A 20295-nucleotide genomic window follows, 5' to 3' on the forward strand; every position below is an offset into this window, starting at 1 on the left:
TTCCTCCCTGCCAGCGGCGGGACGGTTGCGCGCGCGTTTTTGACGCATCGCAACATCCTTAGCCGCACGGATTTCAAGCAGTTTTTTCGAGGAGAATCATTTTGCGCATTCGTAGCCAAAAGGACTTTGCCTCCGGCCTGATGTTCATCCTGGTCGGATTCAGCTTTTCCTGGGTCGCACGCGGGTATTCCATGGGTACAGCCGCGAAGATGGGCCCCGGGTATTTCCCGTTCTGGCTCGGCATCGTGCTCGCCTTGCTGGGCGCGCTGGTGCTGTGGAGTTCCCTGTCCGCCAAGAAGGAAGAAGACCAGCTCGCACGCTGGGACATCAAGACCTTGCTGTGGATCCTGGGTTCGGTGGTGCTGTTCGGCCTGATGCTCAAGCCGCTGGGCATGGTGCTGTCGGTGCTGGTGCTGGTGCTGGTGTCGTCGATGGCCAGCCATGAGTTCAGCTGGAAGGGTGCCGTTGTCAACGCCATCGTCCTGGTGATCATCAGCCTAGGCGCCTTCGTCTACGGCATCAATCTTCAGATGCCGGTGTGGCCGGCATTCTTGGCAGGATAAGGAGACGGCCATATGGAACTACTAGCCAACCTGGGCCTGGGCTTCTCGACCGCCCTGACCCTGCAAAACCTCGCATACGCCTTCCTGGGCTGCGTGCTGGGCACCCTGATCGGCGTGCTGCCGGGCCTGGGGCCTCTGGCCACCATCGCCATGCTGCTGCCGGTGACCTACACGCTGCCGCCGGTGGCCGCGCTCATCATGCTGGCCGGTATTTACTACGGCGCCCAGTACGGTGGCTCCACCACCGCCATTCTGGTCAACCTGCCGGGTGAATCGTCGTCGGTGGTGACTACCATCGATGGCTACCAGATGGCCAGGCGAGGGCGAGCGGGGGTGGCGTTAGCCACCGCCGGCCTGGGCTCGTTCTTCGCCGGCTGCGTGGCAACCCTGATCCTGGCCGCGTTCGCAGCGCCGCTGTCGGAACTGGCCTTCAAGTTCGGCCCCGCCGAGTACTTCTCGCTGATGGTGCTGGGCCTGATCGGTGCCGTGGTGCTGGCTTCGGGCTCGCTGGTCAAGGCCATCGCCATGATCGTGCTGGGCCTGCTGCTGGGCCTGGTCGGCACCGACGTGAACTCGGGCGCAGCGCGCTTCTCGTTCGACGTGCCTGAGCTGACCGACGGCCTGAACTTCGTCTCGGTCGCCATGGGTGTGTTCGGCTTCGCGGAAATCATTGCGAACCTGGAACAAAAAGATGCCCGCGAAACCTTCACGGACCACATCACCAACCTGTTCCCGACCAAGGACGACTTCAAGCGCATGATCCCGGCAGTGCTTCGCGGCACGTTCCTGGGCTCCGCGCTGGGCATCCTGCCGGGCGGCGGTGCGGCGCTGGCTTCGTTTGCAGCCTACTCGCTGGAAAAGAAGACCTCGAAGTTCTCGCATGAGTTCGGCAAGGGCGCCATCGAAGGCGTGGCAGGTCCGGAATCGGCCAACAACGCCGCGGCGCAGACCTCCTTCATCCCGCTGCTGACGCTGGGCATTCCGCCCAACGCCGTGATGGCGCTGATGGTGGGCGCGATGACCATCCACAACATCCAGCCGGGCCCGCAGGTCATGACCAGCAACCCCGCGCTGTTCTGGGGCCTGATCGCCTCGATGTGGATCGGCAACTTCATGCTGATCATCCTGAACCTGCCGCTGATCGGGATCTGGGTCAAGCTGCTCAAGGTGCCTTACCGCTACCTGTACCCGGCCATCCTGGTGTTTTGCTGCATCGGCGTGTACTCGGTCCAGAACACCACGTTCGACGTGTTCCAGACCGCGGCCTTCGGCGTGATCGGCTACCTGTTCATCAAGCTCAAGTGCGAGCCGGCGCCGTTGCTGCTGGGCTTCGTGCTGGGGCCGATGATGGAAGAGAATTTCCGCCGCTCCCTGCTGCTGTCGCGCGGCGAGTTCAGCGTGTTCCTGACGCGCCCGCTGTCGCTCGGCCTGCTGATCGCGGCCGCCGTGCTGGTCCTGATCGTGGCGCTGCCGTCGATCAAGAACAAGCGCGAGGAAGCTTTCCAGGAAGAATAAGAGAGCAAGTCCCGCGGCCGGTATCCGTGCCGGCCGCGAGCGACGCTGCCAGAGCAGACCCTCAAGGTGCCGCAAGGCACCTTTTTTCATGCCCGCTGCGGCGCCGGGATGCTGGCGGCAAGCGCGCCGGCTCGCGCCAGCCAGGCATCCCTCTGCCCGGGCTGCGAGCCCAGTACCGGGCCGAACGCCATGGTGCGAACCGGCTTGATCCCGCAGAACTCCAGCGTGGTATTGCGCATCTGGCGGATGCCCGGCATGCGGTAGATCCATTTGAAATACCACGGCGGCGTGTCCATGGTCACCAGCAGATGCGCCGAGCGGCCCTTCAGGAGCTGATCGGGAAACGCTTTGCCGGCGCGGTACTTGAAGGCGAAGCCGGGCAGCAGCACGCGGTCAAGGAAGCCCTTGAGCAAGGCGGGCGGGCCGCCCCACCAGATCGGGAAGACGAACGCAAGGTGCCCCGCCCAGGCCATGGCTTCCTGTGCCTCGACCAGATCGGGCTCGAGGCCCTGGATGGCGTTGTAGCCCGCATGCAGGATGGGATCGAACTTCAGCACATCCAGCCTGAGCATCCGGACTTCGTGCCCCGCGGCCTCGGCGCAGGCTGCATAGGTCCTGGCGATGGCGCCGCACAAGCCATCGTTCGAAGGGTGACCCATGATCACCAGTATTCGCTGCCGCATCGCTACGCTCTCCATAAAAGGTTGACGCCGCGAGGGTACGGCTTGCCCCTTGAGGCAGAGTCAAGGCCGCGGGCACGCCATCGCGTCGTGCGGCGGATCGCTGGCCGCTTCGCGTGCTTCGCCACGGCCAAGGCACGCACGGATTTCCGCGCCGATCTCGCCAAGCTCGGCGTCCAGCTTGCGCAACCTGTGGATTTCCTCGCGCAGGCTCGCACGCTTGCTGTCGACCTGCTGCACGAGCCGGTGCCAGTCCGGCTCCCCAGCGCCCGCATCCATCACCGGGAGCAGTTCGGCCAGGCGAAAGCCCAGGGCCTGCGCCTGCCGGATCAACCCGACCTGCCTGACCGCGTCGTCCGCGTAGACGCGGTATGAGCCGGCGCGCGTGACCTGCCCTAGCAAGCCAAGCGATTCGTAGTGGCGGATCGCCTTCGGCGACGCGCCCGTGCGCCTGGCAATTTCTCCGATGAACATCCCCGATCCTCCTTGCATTGGTATTGGTACGAAAGTACGAAACGCCAGTGGCATCCGGCGGCTTGCCCTGGCTTGGCTTATGGCGCGACCCTTGGGCGCGAACCTTGCCGCACGCGCTGCACAGGGTAAGGCTTGCCCTTAGGGGCAGAGTCAAGCCCTCTCGAGGTGCCTTTCGCCGGCGCCAGGGGCATCGAACAGGCCTGCGCAGGCGTCCCGCACGGCCGCCGTGACGTGGCGGCGCGCCTGGTCGCGCCGCTCCAGCATGCCGATGGTGCGCAGCACCGGCGCGCCGCCGATTTCCAGCGGCAGGATGCGCAGCGCCTCGTCCTCCAGCCAGCGCGCACGCTGCAGCAAGGGCACCACGGTCACGCCGACCTGCTGGCGCACCAGTTCGACGAGCGCCTCGATCGAGTTCAGCTCGAGGAACTCATTGACGCGCAGATGCGCGCGGCGCAGCGCCCGCTCAACCAGCATGCCGGTGCGCTGTCCGCGGTCGAAACGCAGGAAGGGGTTGGCCGCCAGCGCTTCGCGTGCGTTCGCCCCCAGGCTATCGCGCCCGGCAATCGCCACCAGCGGCTCCTGGTAAAGCGGCGTCCACACCAATGTGCCGGGCAGGCGGCCCGCCCCTTGCACGAGCATCGCCGCGTCCAGCTCACCGGACTCCACCTGCGCCGCCAGCTCGATCGACTTGGCGCCGACCAGGCGCACGTCCAGCGCCGGATATTCGCGCTTCATGCGTGCCACCACATGCGACAGGCCGCCCATGACCGACACCACCGCGCCCACCGCTACCGCGCCGGCCATCGCGTCCGGCGCTTCCGGGGGCAGGCGCATCTCGTCGTAGAGCGCGAGCATGCGGCGCGCCTGCGGCAACAGCTCGCGCCCGCCGGCATTGAGCGCCACCACCCGGCCGCCCCGGTCGAACAGCTCGCGGCGCAGCTCCATCTCCAGCGCGCGCATCTGCAGGCTGACCGCGGCCTGGGTCAGGGCCACCTGCTCGGAGGCGGCAGCAAAGGAGCCGTGGTCGGCCACGGCAACGAAGGTGCGCAGGAAACGGATGGTGCTCATGGGGAGAACGTCATGATGTGTGGCTTGGCCTATGTCTTGTTCGGCGCACCAATATGGCGCATCAATACTTAAGAAAACCTTTAGACATAAGAAAGAAATATTAGCTTTCATTATGATGACCTGCACGGAATAATTGATCCGCAGCACCGCCTGGCAGCATCCGCGGCGGGGTGTGTTGCCCGAGGGCCGGCCCCGGCCTGCGTTTGCCTTGCTTCCCCGATCCGGAGATCACCATGAAACACTGGCTGCGCCTCTTTGGCACGAGCCTCGCCACGGGACTTGCGCTGAGCGCCGTCCCTGCACTCGCCGACACTTACCCGAACAAGCCGATCCGCCTGATCGTGCCGTTCCCGGCCAGCGGCGCGACCGATTTGCTGGCTCGCGCCATCGCGCAGAAAGTGGGCACCAACATGGGCCAGCAGATCGTGGTCGACAACCGGCCCGGCGCCGGCGGCGCCATCGGCTCCGACATGGCCGCCAAGGCCCCGGCCGACGGGTACACGTTGCTGATCGCCACTACCAGCACGCATTCGATCGGGCCTTACATCAACACGCGCCTGCCGTACAACACCGAGACCGACTTCACGCCGATCGGCCAGGTGGCCATCGCCACCAACGTGCTGGTGGTGCCGAACAGCCTGCCGGTGAAGAACGTCAAGGAACTGATCGACTACGCCAAGAAGCATCCGGGCGAGCTGAACTACGCGTCCAGCGGCAATGGCACCGTGGTGCACCTGACCGCCGAAGCCTTCAAGGCGCAGGCCGGTGTATTCATCACGCACATCCCGTATCGCGGCACCGCGCTGGCCGTGCCCGACCTGATCTCCAACAAGGTGCAGATCCTGTTCGACAGCATCGTCTCGGGCCTGCCGCACGTGAAGGACGGCAAGCTCAAGGCGCTGGCCGTGACCAGCCTGAAGCGCTCGCCGCTGGCGCCCGAGATCCCGACCGCCAGCGAGTCCGGCCTGCCCGGCTTCGAGTCCGATACCTGGTTCGGCATCTATGGCCCCAAGCAGATGCCGGCCGAACTGGTGAACCGCCTCAACGCCGAGTTCAACAAGGCGATCCAGGCGCCCGACGTGAAGGAGCGCCTGGGCAAGCTGGGCGCGGAACCCGTTGGCGGCACGCCGGCCCAGTTCGCCGCGATGGTCAAGAAGGACAGCGCGCGCTGGGGTAAGCTGATCAAGGATCGCAAGATCACCGTGGAATAACGTACGAACGCTGGCAAGCCCGCCGCGGCATTGCGGCCAAGCGCTGCCAGCGCATCGAACCGAGACAAGCATGCAGAACTTCAACTGGACCAATCCCTACCCTTCCGTGCGCATCCCGCTGTTCGCGCGCAACGTGGTGTCCACCTCGCACCCGCTGGCGGCGCAGGCCGGCCTGCGCATGCTGCTCAAGGGCGGCAATGCGGTCGATGCAGCCATCGCGGCGGCGGCGGCCATCACCATTGTCGAGCCGGTCTCGTGCGGCCTGGGCAGCGATGCTTTCGCGATCCTGTGGGACGGCAAGGAAATGCATGGCCTGAACGCTTCGGGCGTGGCGCCGGCGGCATGGAGCCCCGAGTATTTCAAGAACAAGTACGGCACGGATGCCAACGGCATCGCCAAGCGCCCCGTGCGCGGCTGGGACGCCGTCACCGTGCCGGGGGTGATTGCCGGCTGGGCCGCGCTGCATGAGCGCTTTGGCAAGCTGCCCTTTGCCGAGCTGATGGAGCCCGCCATCGAGATCGCCGAGCGCGGCTACGCCGTGCCGCCGGTGGTGGCGCACAAATGGGCCGCCGCCGTGCCGGAGCTCAAGGACCAGCCTGGCTACGCCGAGGCCTTCATGCCTAATGGGCGCGCACCCAACGTGGGCGAGAAGTTCACGCTCAAGGCTGCCGCCGACACGCTGCGCAAGATCGGCGCCAGCAATGGCCGCGCCTACTACGAAGGCGAGATCGCCGAGAAGATCGTCGCCTTCAGCAAGGAATGCGGCGGCGCCATGACCGCCGACGACCTGCGCAACTACAAGCCGGACTGGGTCAAGCCGATCAGCAAGGCCTATCGCGGCTACGAGCTGCACGAGATCCCGCCGAACGGCCAGGGCATCGCCGCGCTGGTGGCGCTGGGCATCCTCGACCAGTTCGACATGGCCGCGCTGCCGGTGGACTCGGTCGAGTCGCAGCATCTGCAGATCGAAGCCATGAAGCTGGCTTTTGCCGATCTGTACCGCTACGTGGCCGACCCGGGCAGCATGGAAGTCACGCCCGAGCAGATGCTGGACGACGCATACCTGAAGTCGCGCGCCAAGCTGATCGACATGGAGCGCGCCACGCACTTCGATTTCGGCATGCCCAAGGTCGGCGGCACCATCTACCTGACCGCCGCCGACGAGAACGGCATGATGATCTCGTTCATCCAGTCCAACTACATGGGCTTCGGCTCCGGCGTGGTCGTGCCGGGCACCGGCATCAGCCTGCAGAACCGCGGCGTGGGCTTCTCGATGGACCCGAAATCCCCCAACGTGGTGGCCGGCGGCAAGCGCCCCTTCCACACCATTATCCCGGCCTTCCTGACCAAGGACGGCCAGCCGGTGATGAGCTTCGGCGTGATGGGCGGCGACATGCAGCCGCAGGGGCACCTGCAGACCGTGGTGCGCATGGTGGACTATAACCAGCAGCCGCAGGCGGCCTGCTGCGCGCCACGCTGGAAGGTCAACCGCGACTTCACGCTGGACGTTGAATCCACCATGGATCCGGCGGTCGTTGCTGGCCTGAAGGCTCGCGGCCACCAGCTCAAGTCGGTCGACGACCCGTACATGGATTTCGGCTCGGGGCAGTTTATCTGGCGCCTGTCGGAAGATGCCGAGCATGGCTACGTGGCCGCCAGCGACAGCCGGCGCGACGGGCAGGCCGTAGGGTTTTGAGTACCCATAGGTAGTACTGGGAGCGCCCACCGCAAGGTGGGCGTTTTTTTGCCTGTGCACTGCCAGTGCGGATCACCTTGACGCGGCGACCGATCTCACCTTAAATTTCTGTATTGACAGAAATTACTGATAAAACGCAAGGTGAATCGCACCACGCGAGGAGAGCATGACATGAGCACGCCCGCACTGACGCTGTTCTTCGACGGCAGCTGCCCGCTCTGTGCCGCCGAAATGCGCCGCATGGCCAGGCGCGACCGCCACGGCCGGCTGGGATACCTCGACATGCGCGGCGAGGGCTTCGATCCCGCGGCCTACGGCACCACCTTCACCGCCATGGATGCGGAACTGCATGGCGTGCGCGCCGACGGGCGTTTGCTGGTCGGCATTGACTGCATCGCCGAGAGCTATGCGCTGATCGGCCTGGGCTGGCTGGTGTGGCCGCTCAGGCTGCAGGCTACCCGCCCGATGTGGCAGCGCCTCTATCGCTGGTTTGCGCGCAACCGCTATCGCGCCAGCCGGTTGCTGGGCTATGGCTGCACGGACGGCGTCTGCACGCCGGGCCGGCGCTAAGCCAGGCGCTTCACCTAACTGTCTGTAACTGGCCTGCTTGCCATGGCGACGACTGTGCATGGCGTGCGCCGCGTAGGGCACTACACTGAGGCCTTCGCCTTTGCTTTCGCCCCGACCGCCATGACCACCTACGCTTTCCGCCTGCTCAACGTCTTCGCCGAATCCACCTTCGGCGGCAATCCCCTGTGCGTGTTCGAGGATGCGCGCGGGCTCGACACGGCCACCATGCAGGCCCTGGCGCTGCAGTTCAACCTGTCCGAAACCACCTTCATCCTCCCCTCCGGGCAGGCCAGCGCGAACGTCCGGATTTTCACCACGGGCTACGAGATGCCCTTTGCCGGCCATCCCACGCTGGGCACCGCCCATGTGGTGCGCGAGCTGGCCGCTACCGGCGACGCGCTCACGCTGGAATTCAAGGCGGGCGTGGTGCCGGTAACCGCGCAGGGCGACGTGTGGACCTTCACCGCGCCCCATGCGGGCGCGCCCAGGACGGCGCCGGCGGGCCTGCCGGACGCGCAGATGGCATCGCTGCTCGGGCTCGCCGAGACCGACCTGCTGGCGGCGCCGATCTGGGTCGACACCGGCGCCGACCAGTTGATGGTGGCCGTGAAGAGCGTGGACGCGGTGCGCCGCGCGCAGCCTGACAGCGCACGCCTGGCGTCCTGGCCGCAGAGCAGCCTGGGCCGCAAGACGGCTTACGTCTTCGCGTTCGACCCGACCCGGCCGGGCCAGGTGGTGTCGCGCTATTTCTTCACCAAGCAAGGTGGCGGCGTGGCCGAGGACCCGGGCACCGGCTCGGCCTGCGCCAACCTGGGCGGCTGGCTGATCGCCAACAACCATGCGCTGCCGGCCGCCTACCAGGTTTCGCAGGGCGAGGCGGTCGACCGGCCGTGCACGCTGCGCCTGGAAGTCACCGGCGAGCGGGCCATCCGCGTGGGCGGGCGCGTGATCGAGCTGGGACGCGGCACCATCAACCTGTAACACGCAGGACTGCGGCGTCAACGCGACAAAGGGTGCGCTACTGCGTTACAGTGAACGTCTGCCCGGCCTTCCCAACGCCCTGACGAGCGCCCCCACATGCGCCTTCCACATCCGCCACCCGACATGACCACGCCGCACGCCCTGACCACGCTGGCCGAGCTGGAGGCCCACTACGCCGAAGCCGGCGAAGCCTCGCTCGCCAAGGAAGTCGACTACCTGCACCCGCACTACCGTGCCTTCGTCGAGGCCGCCCCGCTCTGCCTGCTGTCCACGGTGGGCGCAGAGTACGCGGAAGTCTCCCCGCGCGGCGACGCGCCGGGCTTTGTGCAGGTGCTGGACGAGCGCACGCTGCTGCTGCCGGACCGGCGTGGCAACAACCGCCTGGACAGCCTGCGCAACATCATCGCCGACCCGCGCGTGGGCCTGCTGTTCGTGATCCCGGGCGTCAACGAGACCATCCGCGTGGCGGGTACCGCTCATGTCTCGGTGGACCCGGCGCTGATCGCGCGCTGCGTCGTGGATGGCAAGGCGCCGGCCACCGTGCTGGTGATTTCGATCCAGTCGGTGTTCTTCCAGTGCGCCCGCGCGCTGGTACGTTCCAAGCTGTGGGCCCCGGAAACACAGGTGGCGCGCACCAGCCTGCCGAGCAACGGCACCATCCTTGCCGCCGTGAGCCAGAATCCCTTCGACGGCGTCGCCTACGACGAGTCGCAGCCCGCGCGGATGAAGCAAACCCTGTATTGATCCCATGTACACGCCATCCCACTTCGCCAGCACCGAAAGCGACGCCATCGACGAGGTCATGCGCCGCTACCCCTTTGCCACGCTGATCGGCAACGACGCCGACGGGCAGCCCTTCGCCACCCACCTGCCGGTGGTGGCCCAGCGCAGCGGCGACGCCTGGCAGATCGAAGGCCATATGGCGCGTGCCAACCCGCACTGGCGCTGGCTGGAGCAGACGCCAAGCGCCCTGCTGGTGTTCCAGGGGCCGCACGGCTATGTGTCGCCAGCGTTGTACGAGCAAAAGCTGTCGGTGCCGACCTGGAACTACGTGGCCGTGCATGTGTACGCAGAGATCGCCACCCTCCATGACGCCGACGCCAAGGATGCGCTGCTCAAGCGCTTGATCGCACAGAACGAGCCCGGCTACGCTGCGCAGTGGCGCGCGCTGCCGGAGGATTTCCAGCAGAAAATGCTGGGCGCGATCGTGGGCCTGCGCATCGTGCCCACGCGCATCGAGGCCAAGTTCAAGCTCAGCCAGAACCGCCCGGCAAGCGACCGTGCCCGCATTCTCGCAGCTCAGCAGGAGGGCAGCCCCATCGAGCGCGACATGGCGGACTGGATGGCGCGCATGACTGGCGCCTGAAGAACGCCTGAAGCCCCCCTAACGGCCAGCTTCGAACCCAGCCCATGCGCCGCTCAGGCGCGCGGCAGCCACTCAGGCGCGTGCGTGCCCAGGGGCACCGATGGCAGCGCCCAGTACGCGGGCGTCTCGGACAATCGCCCCGCGTGCGACACCACGCGCAGTTCGCCAAAGCCCGACGGCAACGTCACCAGCAGGTCTTCCACGTCCTCGAAGCGCTGGTCCGGCACCTGCAACCCGCCCTCGACCCGGCCGAGGCCGCGCAACCACTGGCCAACCTGCGCCAGCGACACCCGCACATGCCAGCTGCCGCCCTCGGCCGCACGGCGATGCAGCCCGGCCATGGCGCCAAGCGCCAGCAGGTAGCCGGCGGCATGATCCAGCACTTGCGCAGGCAGCGGCAGCGGCTCCTCGCTGCGCGCCGCGAACGCTTCAGCCTGATTGAAGCCGCTGGCAGTCTGCACCAGCGAATCGAAGCCGCGCTTGCCAGCCCAGGGACCCACATGCCCATAAGCACTTAACGTCACATAGACGATGCCCGGGCGGGCGCGGGCTACCGCCTCCGGCCCCACGCCCAACTCCGCCAGCCCCTGGGGGCGATAGCCCTGGATCAGCACGTCGGCGCCGTGCAGCAGCTTGTGCAGGGCGCGCTTGTCATCGGGGTCGCGCAGGTCGAGCTGGCAGGCGCGCTTGCCGCGCCCGGTGTCGATCACCAGCGGGGCAATGCTGGGCAGGTGGGCCGCGCTCACCTGCAGCACATCGGCGCCGTGCGCGGCCAGCGTGCGTGCGGCTACCGGACCGGCGATGACGCGGGTGAAATCCAGCACGCGCACACCGCACAGCGGGCGCGCGCCGGCTGTGGGCAGCGCGGCAAGCGGCTGCGGCGGCGCTTCGCCGATGCGCTCAATGGTGAGTGGCGGCATGCCGTGCAACGCCTGCCCCTGCGGATGGCGGTCCCACTCGTCGAAGCTGCGCAAGGCGGCCACGACCAGGCCGGCCTCGGAGGCGGTGGCCTCGAAGGCCTCGGCATCCCATTTCTGCAAGGCTGAGCGCACTGCGGCAGGATCGTGCGGGCAGCCCAGGATGCGCAGCACGCCGTCCCGATGATGGGGAAAATTGGCATGCACGCGTACCCAGCGGCCGTCGCCGCAGCGGTAGAGGCCAGACACCTTGTCGCGGAACTCCGGCGCGGGCTCGCCGCCCACGCGCAGGTAGCGCTCGCTGCGGAACTCGGCCACGGCGTGGCGCATGTCGACGGCCACGTCCTGCCAGCGCCCGCTGCGCTGCTGCCACAGCATGGCGGCGGCCAGCGCCGACGCGCCCAGGCTGGCCTGGGCGGCCGTGCCCACGGCGAACGACGACGGCAGCACCGGATCAGCACCGCTGAGCTGCAGCCGGTCCAGGGCTCTGGCTGGCAGCCCGGCGGCCAGCCAGAGCCCGGCGACGGCCTCCAGCGGGGTTGGGCGGGTGGCTTGGGAAATCGTTGGCGTCGGCATGGCGGCAAGGCTCCACAGGGCGGGTGCGCTCTCTCCATCCTAGGCCGTGCCGGGTGTTTTTGCGCCCGTGCGCGGAGTTTGCACGACTCTGGTCCCCGGCACGGTAAAATCACCCGATCCGGCATTCCGCCATGCAATCGAGCAGCGCGGCAGGCTGCGCGCCAGACTCCGGCCGCCGCCCCGCCTCCTGACTTAACCGCCCACCGGCGCCACCATGAGCAACGACCCCAAAGCCAACGACAGCACGACCGCCGCATCCAATTTCCTGCGCAGCATCATCGACCAGGACCTCGCCGCCGGCACCTACGCCGGCCGCCAGGATGCCCAGGGCGAGCCGTTGCCCCCCGTCATCACCCGCTTCCCGCCGGAGCCCAACGGCTACCTGCATATCGGCCACGCCAAGAGCATCTGCGTGAACTTTGGCATGGCGCGCGATTTCGGCGGCCGCTGCCACCTGCGCTTCGATGACACCAACCCGGTCAAGGAAGACACCGAATACGTCGACTCCATCATCGACGCGGTGCACTGGCTCGGCTTCAGCTGGGACACCACGGCCAAGGACGGCAGCAAGCAGCCGCACCTGTATTACGCCAGCGACTACTTCGACCAGCTCTACGCCTTCGCCGAAAAACTGATCGAGCGCGGCGTCGCCTACGTGGACAGCCAGAGCGCCGAGCAGATCGCCACCAACCGCGGCGACTTCTCCCGCCCGGGCACGCCCTCGCCGTTCCGCGACCGCAGCGTCGAGGAAAACCTGCAGCTGTTCCGCGACATGCGCGACGACAAGTACGCCGACGGCGAGCACGTGCTGCGCGCCAAGATCGACATGAACGCGCCCAACATCGTGATGCGCGACCCGGTGATCTACCGGATCCGCCACGCGCATCACCACCGCACGGGCGACAAGTGGTGCATCTACCCGATGTACGACTTCACCCACTGCATCTCGGACGCGCTGGAGAACATCACGCATTCGCTCTGCACGCTGGAGTTCGAGAACAACCGCCCGCTCTACGACTGGGTGCTGGCGCAGCTGCGCGAATGCGGCGTGTTCAGCGAGCCGCTGCCGCACCAGTATGAGTTCGCCCGCCTGAACCTGACCTACGCCATCACCAGCAAGCGCAAGTTGCTGCAACTGGTCGCTGAAAACCGCGTGGACGGCTGGGACGATCCGCGCATGCCCACCATCGTGGGCGTGCGCCGCCGCGGCTTTACGCCGGAATCGATCCAGTTGTTCTGCGAGCGCATCGGCGTGGCCAAGTCCGATAGCTGGATCGACATGAGCACGCTGGAAGGCGCCGTGCGCGACGACCTCGACGCGCGTGCCGCGCGTGGCGCCGCCGTGCTGGATCCGCTCAAGCTGATCCTGGACAACTACCCGGAAGGCCAGAGCGACGAATGCACGGCGCCGGTGCATCCGAAAAAGCCGGAGCTGGGCATGCGTGTCTTCCCGCTCACGCGCGAGCTGTGGATCGAACGCGACGACTTCAGCGAAGCGCCGCCCAAGGGCTACTTCCGCCTGTTCGCGCCCAAGGAGGACGGCACCCCTGGCAGCAAGGTACGCCTGCGCCACGGCTACGTGATCGAATGCACGGGTGTGGACCGCGACGCCGACGGCAAGGTCATCGCCGTGCACGCCAACTACCTGCCCGAGACTCGCAGCGGCACGCCGGGCGCGGACAGCGTCAAGGTCAAGGGCAACATCCATTGGGTCAGTGTGGCGCATGCCTATGAAGCCGAAGTGCGGCTGTACGACCGCCTCTTCAACGACCCGAACCCGGACGCCGGCGGCAAGAACTTCCTCGACGCGCTGAACCCGGACTCGAAGAAGATCGTCACGGCCTACCTGGAACCCGGCCTGGCGCAAGCCGCTCCGGAGGATCGCTTCCAGTTCGAGCGCCAGGGCTACTTCGTGGCCGACCGCGTGGATTCGAAGCCGGGCAAGCCGGTCTTCAACCGCATCGTCGGGCTGCGCGACAGCTGGGGGAAATAAGCCCATGCAAACCGTAACCTTCCCGCTGGAGGGCGAGCATATTGCCCTGAACGACCTGCTCAAGGTCGCCGGCGTGTGCGACAGCGGCGGCGCCGGCAAGGCGCTGGTGGCGGCCGGCGAAGTCTCGGTCGACGGCGCGGTGGAATCTCGCAAGACCGCCAAGATCCGCGCCGGCCAGGTGGTCAGCGTGGCCGGCGTGAAAATCCGCGTGGTGGCAGCCTGAGGCCGTCGCCTGCGCGAGCACGCCCGGCGGCCGGCCAGTCCGGTCGCCGGGCGTTTTCCTCCAAGCAAAGGAAATGACAATGCCGATCGCATTCTGGTGTGTGCTGCTGGCAGGGATCCTGCCCGTCGTGACGGTGGGCGTGGCCAAGGCGAGCGGACGCGCCTACGACAACCACGACCCGCGCGGCTGGCTGGAAAAGCAGGCCGGACGCGCGCGGCGCGCCGACATGGCGCACCGCAATCACTTCGAGGCCTTCCCCTTCTTCGCCGCGGCCGTGCTGTGCGCCACGCACCTGCAAGCACCGGCGGCGCGCATCGATGAACTGGCGCTGGTCTTCCTTGCCGCGCGCATCCTGTACACCGTGTGCTACCTGGCCGATCGCGCCACCTTGCGCACGCTGTGCTGGACCATCGGCTTCCTGTCGGTGATCGGTATCTTCCTGTTGCCGGTATTCGTCCACTGAGGACACGCGTCATGCGGCTTTCGACAACTGTCGCTTGCGCACTCTGCCTGCTGGCGCCGTGCCTGCCTGGCATGGCGCAGGCGGAGCTCGTCAACTTCACGGTGGACCCGACGCACACCACGGTGTACTTCGCCGCCAGCCACTTTGAGCGGACCTCGGTGCGCGGGCGCTTTGGCAAGATCGATGGCCGCATCAGCTTTGACGAAGCCAGCGGCAGCGGCGCGATCGATTTCACGGTCGATGCCGACTCGGTCGATTCCGGCAACCGCACGCTGGACGGCATCCTGCGCTCGGCCCAGTTTCTCGATGCCCAGAATTTTCCCGTGGTCCGGCTGCGCGCGAATCGCTTCGTGCGGGACGGGGACCGGCTGGTTGCCGTCGAAGGCGAGCTGACCCTGCACGGCGTCACGCAGCCGCTGCGGCTGGAGGCCGAGCGCTTCAGCTGCGGCGAGATCTCCCTGTTCGGCATCAAGCGTCACGTGTGCGGTGGAGACTTCCGCGCCGTGCTGTCGCGCAGCGCGTTTGGCATGACGCGCTTCCTGCCAGATGTGGGCGATACCGTGGTTCTGACCCTGTCGGTGGAAGCCACGCCAGCACTACCGGCGCTGGAGTGACAGCCACGCCACGCTCGCCTTCCTGCCGCCGCGACATGTCGCCCCCGCGACACCAGAAAACCGAAATTCTTCTGTAGAATCAGCGGTTTGCATTTTTCCGGCCGGCCCTTTCCCGGCCTCCGCCTGAACGGGGAACCCGAGAACAATGATCACGATTCAAGTTGGGGATGTGGTGGCGGCCTCGCTAGCCGCCGCGGGCGCCTGCCTGATCTGCAGCATCCCGATGGCCTTCCTGCGCAATTTCCCCGCGTGGGCGCTGCGCACCTATGGGCGCCGCGCGCTGCTGGTGCCCCTGCTGCTCCTGCCGGTAGGCAGCTGGCTGGCCAGCCTGGCCCTGTCGGGACAGATCGACAGCCCCGCCGGGCACGCCATGGTGATCGCCATCGCGTTTCTCTGCCTGACGCTGGCGTCGGCGCTGCTGCGCTACTACCTGAGCGATGACAAGAAATCCCGCTGAAGCGCCGCCAGGCCCACCATGAGCACGCCCCTGCGCTTTGACATCGAGGCCGGCGCCGAAACGCTGGCTGCCGACCGCATCGACGCCGGCAACGGCGCGAGCTGCCTGCTGCTGCACGGCGCGGGCACCAGCCACCGCGCGCGCTGGCTGGCCTTGCGCCAGGCGCTTGCCGCGCGGGGCGTGGGCAGCGTTGCCATCGATTTTTCCGGCCACGGCGAAAGCTCGGCGCGCACGCCCAACTCGCTGGCCAAGCGCCTGCGCGAAGCCCGGGCGGCGCTGGCGCACCTTGACGGCACCGCCCCCCGGGCCGTGATCGGTATCAGCATGAGCGGGGAAATCGCCGTGCGGCTGGCCGCCGACCCAAGCAACCATATCGGTCGGCTGCTGACGCTGGTGGGCGCCGCCTATGACCCCGCCGCGTTTGAACTCCCCTTCGGCCCGGCCTTTACGGAAGTGCTGCGGACCCCCGACAGCTGGCGCGCCTCGCTCGCCTTTGACCTCATTGCCGGGTTCCGCGGCCGCCTGACGCTGGTGCGCGGCGCCGAGGACGCGGTCATTCCGCCCGGCATCGCCGATACGCTCGCCAAACGCGCCGGCGTGGCCGAGCGCGTGGAGGTGATCGACCTGCCGGATACCGGCCACTTGCTGGGGGAGGCCTGGCAGAACCAGCCCGGCTTTGCCAACCGGCTGAGTGCGATCGCGCTACGCGCCGTGGGCGCCTGAGCGGGCACTTGAAAGTCCGGCGCGAGATCGCCCTGCCCGATTCACGTATGATGCGGCCTTTCGCTTCTCGCAGCCTTTGCCGCCCCCGCTTCCTTCATGGCTCTTAAATCCACCATCTACAAGGCCGAACTGTCCGTCTCCGACATGGATCGGCCCTACTACGGCAGCCACGCCCTGACCATTGCCAAGCACCCGTCGGAAAACGACGCGCGCATGATGGTGCGGCTGCTGGCCTTTGCCTGCGAAGCCAGCGACACCTTGACCTTCACCCGCGGCCTGGACGAGCCCGACGAGCCGGACCTGTGGGAGAAGACCCTCACCGGCGACATCGCACACTGGATCGAGCTGGGCCAGCCCGACGAATCGCGCCTGAAGCGCGCCGCGGCCCGTGCCGATCGCGTCACCGTGTTCACCTACAATGGTGCGAGCGCGCGCGAATGGTGGAAGGGCATGGCCGGCAAGGCGGGCAAGCTGCGCAACGTGACCATTTACAATGTGCCGGCCGAGGCGGTAGAAGCACTTGCCGCCCTGGCCCAGCGCGCCATGCGGCTGTCGGTGACGATCCAGGATAGCGAGATCTGGGTCAGCGACGACGACCACAACGTCCGCATCACGCTCGAAGTCCTGCAACAGCCCGCGGGCTGAGCCAAACCCGTTCAACCAATCCGCCCGGTGCGGCCGGTTTGCCGCCGGCCTCACCGAACCCGTGACCCTCGCTGATACAGCACAAGGAAGCCATCCATGAATACCACTCCCTCCGGCCTGCAATTTGAAGACACCGTCACCGGCGAAGGCGCCGAAGCCACGGCAGGCAAGCATGTCACGGTGCACTACACCGGCTGGCTCTACGAGAACGAGCAAGCCGGCCGCAAGTTCGACTCGAGCAAGGACCGCAACGACCCGTTCGTGTTCCCGCTGGGCGCCGGCCACGTCATCCGCGGCTGGGATGAAGGCGTGCAAGGCATGAAGGTTGGCGGCACCCGCCGCCTGGTGATCCCGGCCGAGCTGGGCTACGGCGCGCGCGGCGCGGGCGGCGTGATCCCCCCGAACGCCACGCTGCTGTTCGAAGTGGAACTGCTGGCGGTCTGATCGCCTGGCCGCCGCTGCGGCAGCGGCCGATCGCATCCATCCGCACCTTGCGCGGATCGCACAAGAAAGAGGGGCGCCCACCGGCGCCCCTCTTTTCATTGTGCCGCGGACAGGCCGCGATCAGAAACTGATCGCGGCGTTGCCCACGTCGACCCGGACCTTGTCGCGGTCCAGCAGGCGAGCGGCATGGCGGGCGTAGTCCTGGGCCCACGCGGCATCGCCGCTGAAGCGCTGCTCGCCGGAGAACTTGGCCACGCTGAGGATCTTGTCGATCACCAGCACCTTGCCGACCGGACTGGAGGCCTGGCAATCCAGCTCGGCGTACTCGCGGTCGAACCAGCGCCAGCCAGCATCCTCGGTGACCGCCGCCAACTCTGCGTCGCCAATGGTGAAGCCAAATTCCTTGCCGGTACCGAAAACTACCGTGAGCGTGCGCGCCATAGCCTGTTCTCCTGGTTGATGCCCCATTGTAAAGACATAGCAGGCGATACCGCCACCTTGCCCAGCAGATAGTGCCCGTCCGCGACAGGAATCCCTGCGTCACCCGGGCAATTCGCAGCGCGGCGCCAGCACCGCCTGCGCCACCTCGGCGCCGGGCTGCTGCGCGAAGGCGACCCAGGCCAGCTTGCGCGGGTCGGCCCCGGTTGGCAGCGGCACGCTGCCCGACCACGCCAGCCCCTCGGCCGGCACCGCGAAGGGGCCCAGCCAGAGCCGCACGACACGCTCGTGATGCAGCGTGGCGCCTTGGTTCTCGCCGGCCTTCACCGACGACACCAGCCCGTCCTCGACCAGCGCGGCATAGGCCTGCAGTGGCCCGGAGCGGGCCGCCGGCGTCACGCTCAGCGCAACCTGCACTTGCCCGGCGGAGAGCGCCTGCCAGCCCAGCCGAAGCGAGGCGCCGGGCGCTTGCGCGTTGATCTCGGCCACGCGCGCCGCGACCTCGCCTGCGTCGTGCCAGCGGCGCTGCTCACGCGCGCCGACAAACACCTCTGGCGTATATACCGTATGACTGCCGACGGCGCCCGCCAGCGCGCGCTGGCGGGCAGTAAACACCGGGCTGGCAAAGCGGTCGCGCCAGCCCAGGCTGTCCCAGTAGTCGACATGCAGCGCCAGCGCCAGCGCCTGCGTGGCCGGCAGCCGAGCGGCCTGCGTGCCGAGCCAGTGATCGGCGGGCGGACAGCTGTTACAGCCCTCCGAGGTGTAGAGCTCGATCAACGCCAGCCGCTGGGGCGGGCTGTCATGCAGGCACGCGGCCGGCACGGCGCTGGCCGCCGCGCCCACCGGCCCGGCCAGCGCGGCGAGCATCAGCATCGGCGCCCAGCGCATTGGCCAAGACCTGGGCTTGCAGGATTTGCGCGATGGGGTGCGCGGCCCGGCTTCCCGGTGCGCGATGGCATCGGCCTGGGCCGATTGTTCGAGATGCTTGTGCATGCTGGACCTCCGAAGGCTGCCTGACCGTTGTCAGTCGCATACAGCCTGCCGGACCTTACAGACATTTCTGCGTGCCATGTGGTTTCCATGCCGCCTGCCACGCAGCTTTGGATTATGCTTGCATCATGGCCATCACCCGACAAGATCTCGAAACAGATCGGCTGCGTGCTTCTCTTTGCAGCACGCCGGTGGCTTCCTCGCTACTTCCCGAAGAAGCTTTCGAGCGTTCTCTGCACGCTACGCTGGACCAGCGGCCGGATACGCCCGGGCTGGCCGGCGATGTCCTGCTGTTCGGCTACGGCTCGCTGATCTGGAACCCGATGGTGATTCACACGGACCGCCAACTGGCTACCGTGCATGGCTACCACCGCGGCTTCTACCTGTACTCGCGCATCAACCGCGGCACCTGGGACGACCCTGGCCTGGTGCTCGCGCTGGACCGCGGCGGCTCGTGCCAGGGCGTCGTCTTCCGTATCCCCCATCACATGATCGAGCAGGAATTCCGCCTGCTGTGGCGCCGCGAGATGCTGACCGGCGCCTACCATCCCCGCTGGCTCAATGTGAAGATGAACGGCAGCCCGCGGCAGCGCGCCCTGGCCTTCGTGATGAACCGCGAGCACGAAGCCTATGCCGGACGCTTGCCGGACGACCGCGTGGTGGCCTGCCTGCGCCACGCCTGTGGCCTGTACGGCCCGGCCCGCGAGTACCTGCAGCAGACGCTGCTTGGCCTTGCCACCAACGGGGTCGACGACCCCTACCTGGGCCGGCTCTGGCGCCGGCTGCAGGATACGGATGCCACGGCCGCACAAGCTGTCAGCGAACCCGCCTGACCCAGGATCGACCAGGATGCCACGCCCTGCTGCCCGCCCCCGCCGACTGGTGCTTGCCGAAGTGCTGGGGCTGACCGGTTTGCTGATGGGCGGCGCGCTGCTGGCCGGACCCGGCGGATCGACGCTGGCGGCGCGCCCTGCCAGCAGCGGCCCGGCCCAGTCATCGCCGCGCTCGCACGGGCAAGGCGCTGCCGGCTCCACCGCTGCCGCGCACGATAGCGTTGCCGGGCTCGACCGCAATCTCCTTGCCGCGGCAACGCTGGGAGACCTCGAACTGGTCAAGCGCTTGCTGGCTTCGGGCGCTTCCGCCCAGGCCGCCGACGAACGCGGCCGCAGTGCCTTGCTGGTGGCGGTCTACAGCCGCCATACCGAGGTTGCCAAGGCACTGGTGGCGGCCGGTGCCGATGTCAACCGCAAGGACATGGAATCCAACAGCCCCTTCCTGCTGGCCGCGGCCACCGGGCAGCTCGAGCTGGTGCAGCTGGCGCTGGCGCATGGGGCCGATCTCAACAGCACGGACAGCTATGACAACACCGCCCTGATCGCCGCGTGCGAGCATGGCAACACCGAAGTGGTGAAGGTGTTGTTGAAGGCCGGCGTGGCGGTCGACCATGTCAACCGCCAGGGCTGGACCGCCTTGCTGGAGACCATCGTCATGGGCGATGGCAGCGCGCGGTATGAAGACACGGTGCAGTTGCTGCTGGATGCGGGCGCGGACGCCAACCTGGCCGACCGGGATGGCACCACCCCGACCCGGCACGCCCGCGAGCGCAGCTACAAGACCATGGTGAAGATGCTGGTGCGCGTGCGCGGGCACTGACGCGGGCTCGGAAGTGCCCGCGCATCCCGCCGATG

Annotated in this window: 24 protein-coding genes; 18 read left to right on the plus strand and 6 right to left on the minus strand. The window is 67.4% G+C overall.

Features of this window, described 5'->3' with window-relative positions:
• Positions 1 to 101 precede the first annotated feature (101 nt).
• Positions 102 to 563, plus strand: coding sequence for a tripartite tricarboxylate transporter TctB family protein (locus F7R26_RS15160; RefSeq protein WP_043348382.1), 462 nt, complete (start codon positions 102 to 104; stop codon positions 561 to 563).
• A 12-nt stretch (positions 564 to 575) separates the two neighbouring features.
• Entirely contained in the window at positions 576 to 2078 is a 1503-nt protein-coding gene (locus F7R26_RS15165) for a tripartite tricarboxylate transporter permease (RefSeq protein ID WP_150984161.1), read from the plus strand.
• An 86-nt stretch (positions 2079 to 2164) separates the two neighbouring features.
• Here F7R26_RS15165 and F7R26_RS15170 read toward each other — a convergent pair whose 3' ends face one another.
• The 3 genes from F7R26_RS15170 to F7R26_RS15180 all read right to left on the minus strand — a co-directional run bounded on the left by F7R26_RS15170 (position 2165) and on the right by F7R26_RS15180 (position 4300).
• The gene (locus F7R26_RS15170) at positions 2165 to 2761 is read right to left on the minus strand and encodes an NAD(P)H-dependent oxidoreductase (RefSeq protein ID WP_150984160.1); all 597 of its coding nucleotides are present in this window, start codon (positions 2759 to 2761) and stop codon (positions 2165 to 2167) included.
• A 60-nt stretch (positions 2762 to 2821) separates the two neighbouring features.
• A complete protein-coding gene (locus tag F7R26_RS15175; protein ID WP_150984159.1) occupies positions 2822 to 3232 on the minus strand; it encodes a MerR family transcriptional regulator in 411 nt (136 codons plus the stop codon).
• Between the two features lie 150 nt (positions 3233 to 3382).
• Entirely contained in the window at positions 3383 to 4300 is a 918-nt protein-coding gene (locus F7R26_RS15180) for a LysR substrate-binding domain-containing protein (protein WP_150984158.1), read from the minus strand.
• Positions 4301 to 4533: 233 nt separating this feature from the next.
• Between F7R26_RS15180 and F7R26_RS15185 the strand changes: the two genes are divergently transcribed.
• The 6 genes from F7R26_RS15185 to F7R26_RS15210 all read left to right on the plus strand — a co-directional run bounded on the left by F7R26_RS15185 (position 4534) and on the right by F7R26_RS15210 (position 10124).
• Complete coding sequence (locus F7R26_RS15185) at positions 4534 to 5511, plus strand: Bug family tripartite tricarboxylate transporter substrate binding protein (protein WP_150984157.1); 978 nt, start codon at positions 4534 to 4536, stop codon at positions 5509 to 5511.
• A 70-nt stretch (positions 5512 to 5581) separates the two neighbouring features.
• The gene (gene ggt, locus F7R26_RS15190) at positions 5582 to 7207 is read left to right on the plus strand and encodes a gamma-glutamyltransferase (protein WP_150984156.1); all 1626 of its coding nucleotides are present in this window, start codon (positions 5582 to 5584) and stop codon (positions 7205 to 7207) included.
• 171 nt (positions 7208 to 7378) lie between these two features.
• Positions 7379 to 7777, plus strand: a complete 399-nt coding sequence (locus tag F7R26_RS15195) for a thiol-disulfide oxidoreductase DCC family protein (protein WP_150984155.1) — start codon at positions 7379 to 7381, stop codon at positions 7775 to 7777.
• Between the two features lie 120 nt (positions 7778 to 7897).
• Positions 7898 to 8758 (plus strand): PhzF family phenazine biosynthesis protein, encoded by an 861-nt coding sequence (locus F7R26_RS15200; RefSeq protein WP_150984225.1) that lies wholly within the window; start codon positions 7898 to 7900, stop codon positions 8756 to 8758.
• A 96-nt stretch (positions 8759 to 8854) separates the two neighbouring features.
• Complete coding sequence (locus tag F7R26_RS15205; RefSeq protein WP_241754339.1) at positions 8855 to 9502, plus strand: pyridoxamine 5'-phosphate oxidase family protein; 648 nt, start codon at positions 8855 to 8857, stop codon at positions 9500 to 9502.
• A 4-nt stretch (positions 9503 to 9506) separates the two neighbouring features.
• On the plus strand, positions 9507 to 10124 hold the full coding sequence (locus F7R26_RS15210) for an FMN-binding negative transcriptional regulator (protein ID WP_150984154.1): 618 nt from the start codon (positions 9507 to 9509) through the stop codon (positions 10122 to 10124).
• Positions 10125 to 10177: 53 nt separating this feature from the next.
• On the opposite strand, the gene F7R26_RS15215 is transcribed toward F7R26_RS15210, so the two are convergent.
• Positions 10178 to 11617: a CoA transferase gene (locus F7R26_RS15215; protein ID WP_150984153.1), complete on the minus strand. Its 1440-nt coding sequence runs from the start codon at positions 11615 to 11617 to the stop codon at positions 10178 to 10180.
• 214 nt (positions 11618 to 11831) lie between these two features.
• On the opposite strand from F7R26_RS15215, the gene F7R26_RS15220 reads away from it, so the two are divergent.
• From F7R26_RS15220 to F7R26_RS15255, 8 genes are all read left to right on the plus strand, one after another.
• Complete coding sequence (locus tag F7R26_RS15220) at positions 11832 to 13610, plus strand: glutamine--tRNA ligase/YqeY domain fusion protein (protein ID WP_150984152.1); 1779 nt, start codon at positions 11832 to 11834, stop codon at positions 13608 to 13610.
• Positions 13611 to 13614: 4 nt separating this feature from the next.
• Complete coding sequence (locus F7R26_RS15225) at positions 13615 to 13833, plus strand: RNA-binding S4 domain-containing protein (protein WP_043348411.1); 219 nt, start codon at positions 13615 to 13617, stop codon at positions 13831 to 13833.
• A 79-nt stretch (positions 13834 to 13912) separates the two neighbouring features.
• Positions 13913 to 14296: an MAPEG family protein gene (locus F7R26_RS15230; protein WP_150984151.1), complete on the plus strand. Its 384-nt coding sequence runs from the start codon at positions 13913 to 13915 to the stop codon at positions 14294 to 14296.
• A gap of 11 nt (positions 14297 to 14307) precedes the next feature.
• Positions 14308 to 14910, plus strand: coding sequence for a YceI family protein (locus tag F7R26_RS15235; RefSeq protein WP_150984150.1), 603 nt, complete (start codon positions 14308 to 14310; stop codon positions 14908 to 14910).
• 145 nt (positions 14911 to 15055) lie between these two features.
• A complete protein-coding gene (locus F7R26_RS15240) occupies positions 15056 to 15367 on the plus strand; it encodes a hypothetical protein (protein ID WP_150984149.1) in 312 nt (103 codons plus the stop codon).
• An 18-nt stretch (positions 15368 to 15385) separates the two neighbouring features.
• Entirely contained in the window at positions 15386 to 16090 is a 705-nt protein-coding gene (locus F7R26_RS15245) for an alpha/beta hydrolase (RefSeq protein ID WP_150984148.1), read from the plus strand.
• A 96-nt stretch (positions 16091 to 16186) separates the two neighbouring features.
• Complete coding sequence (locus F7R26_RS15250; RefSeq protein WP_043348422.1) at positions 16187 to 16735, plus strand: YaeQ family protein; 549 nt, start codon at positions 16187 to 16189, stop codon at positions 16733 to 16735.
• 96 nt (positions 16736 to 16831) lie between these two features.
• Positions 16832 to 17179, plus strand: a complete 348-nt coding sequence (locus F7R26_RS15255) for an FKBP-type peptidyl-prolyl cis-trans isomerase (protein ID WP_006162999.1) — start codon at positions 16832 to 16834, stop codon at positions 17177 to 17179.
• A gap of 120 nt (positions 17180 to 17299) precedes the next feature.
• Here F7R26_RS15255 and F7R26_RS15260 read toward each other — a convergent pair whose 3' ends face one another.
• Together F7R26_RS15260 and F7R26_RS15265 are read right to left on the minus strand one after the other, a co-directional pair.
• Positions 17300 to 17620 carry a hypothetical protein gene (locus F7R26_RS15260; RefSeq protein ID WP_043348426.1) on the minus strand — a complete coding sequence of 107 codons (321 nt, stop codon included), beginning with the start codon at positions 17618 to 17620 and terminating at the stop codon, positions 17300 to 17302.
• A 99-nt stretch (positions 17621 to 17719) separates the two neighbouring features.
• The gene (locus F7R26_RS15265; protein WP_150984147.1) at positions 17720 to 18610 is read right to left on the minus strand and encodes a DUF1223 domain-containing protein; all 891 of its coding nucleotides are present in this window, start codon (positions 18608 to 18610) and stop codon (positions 17720 to 17722) included.
• 125 nt (positions 18611 to 18735) lie between these two features.
• Here F7R26_RS15265 and F7R26_RS15270 point away from each other — a divergent pair, with 125 nt between their 5' ends.
• On the plus strand, positions 18736 to 19440 hold the full coding sequence (locus tag F7R26_RS15270; RefSeq protein ID WP_150984146.1) for a gamma-glutamylcyclotransferase: 705 nt from the start codon (positions 18736 to 18738) through the stop codon (positions 19438 to 19440).
• Positions 19441 to 19456: 16 nt separating this feature from the next.
• A complete protein-coding gene (locus tag F7R26_RS15275; protein ID WP_150984145.1) occupies positions 19457 to 20260 on the plus strand; it encodes an ankyrin repeat domain-containing protein in 804 nt (267 codons plus the stop codon).
• The last annotated feature ends 35 nt before the right edge of the window (positions 20261 to 20295 follow it).

Origin of the sequence: Cupriavidus basilensis (assembly GCF_008801925.2) — a bacterium.
In the GTDB taxonomy this organism is placed as follows: domain Bacteria; phylum Pseudomonadota; class Gammaproteobacteria; order Burkholderiales; family Burkholderiaceae; genus Cupriavidus; species Cupriavidus basilensis.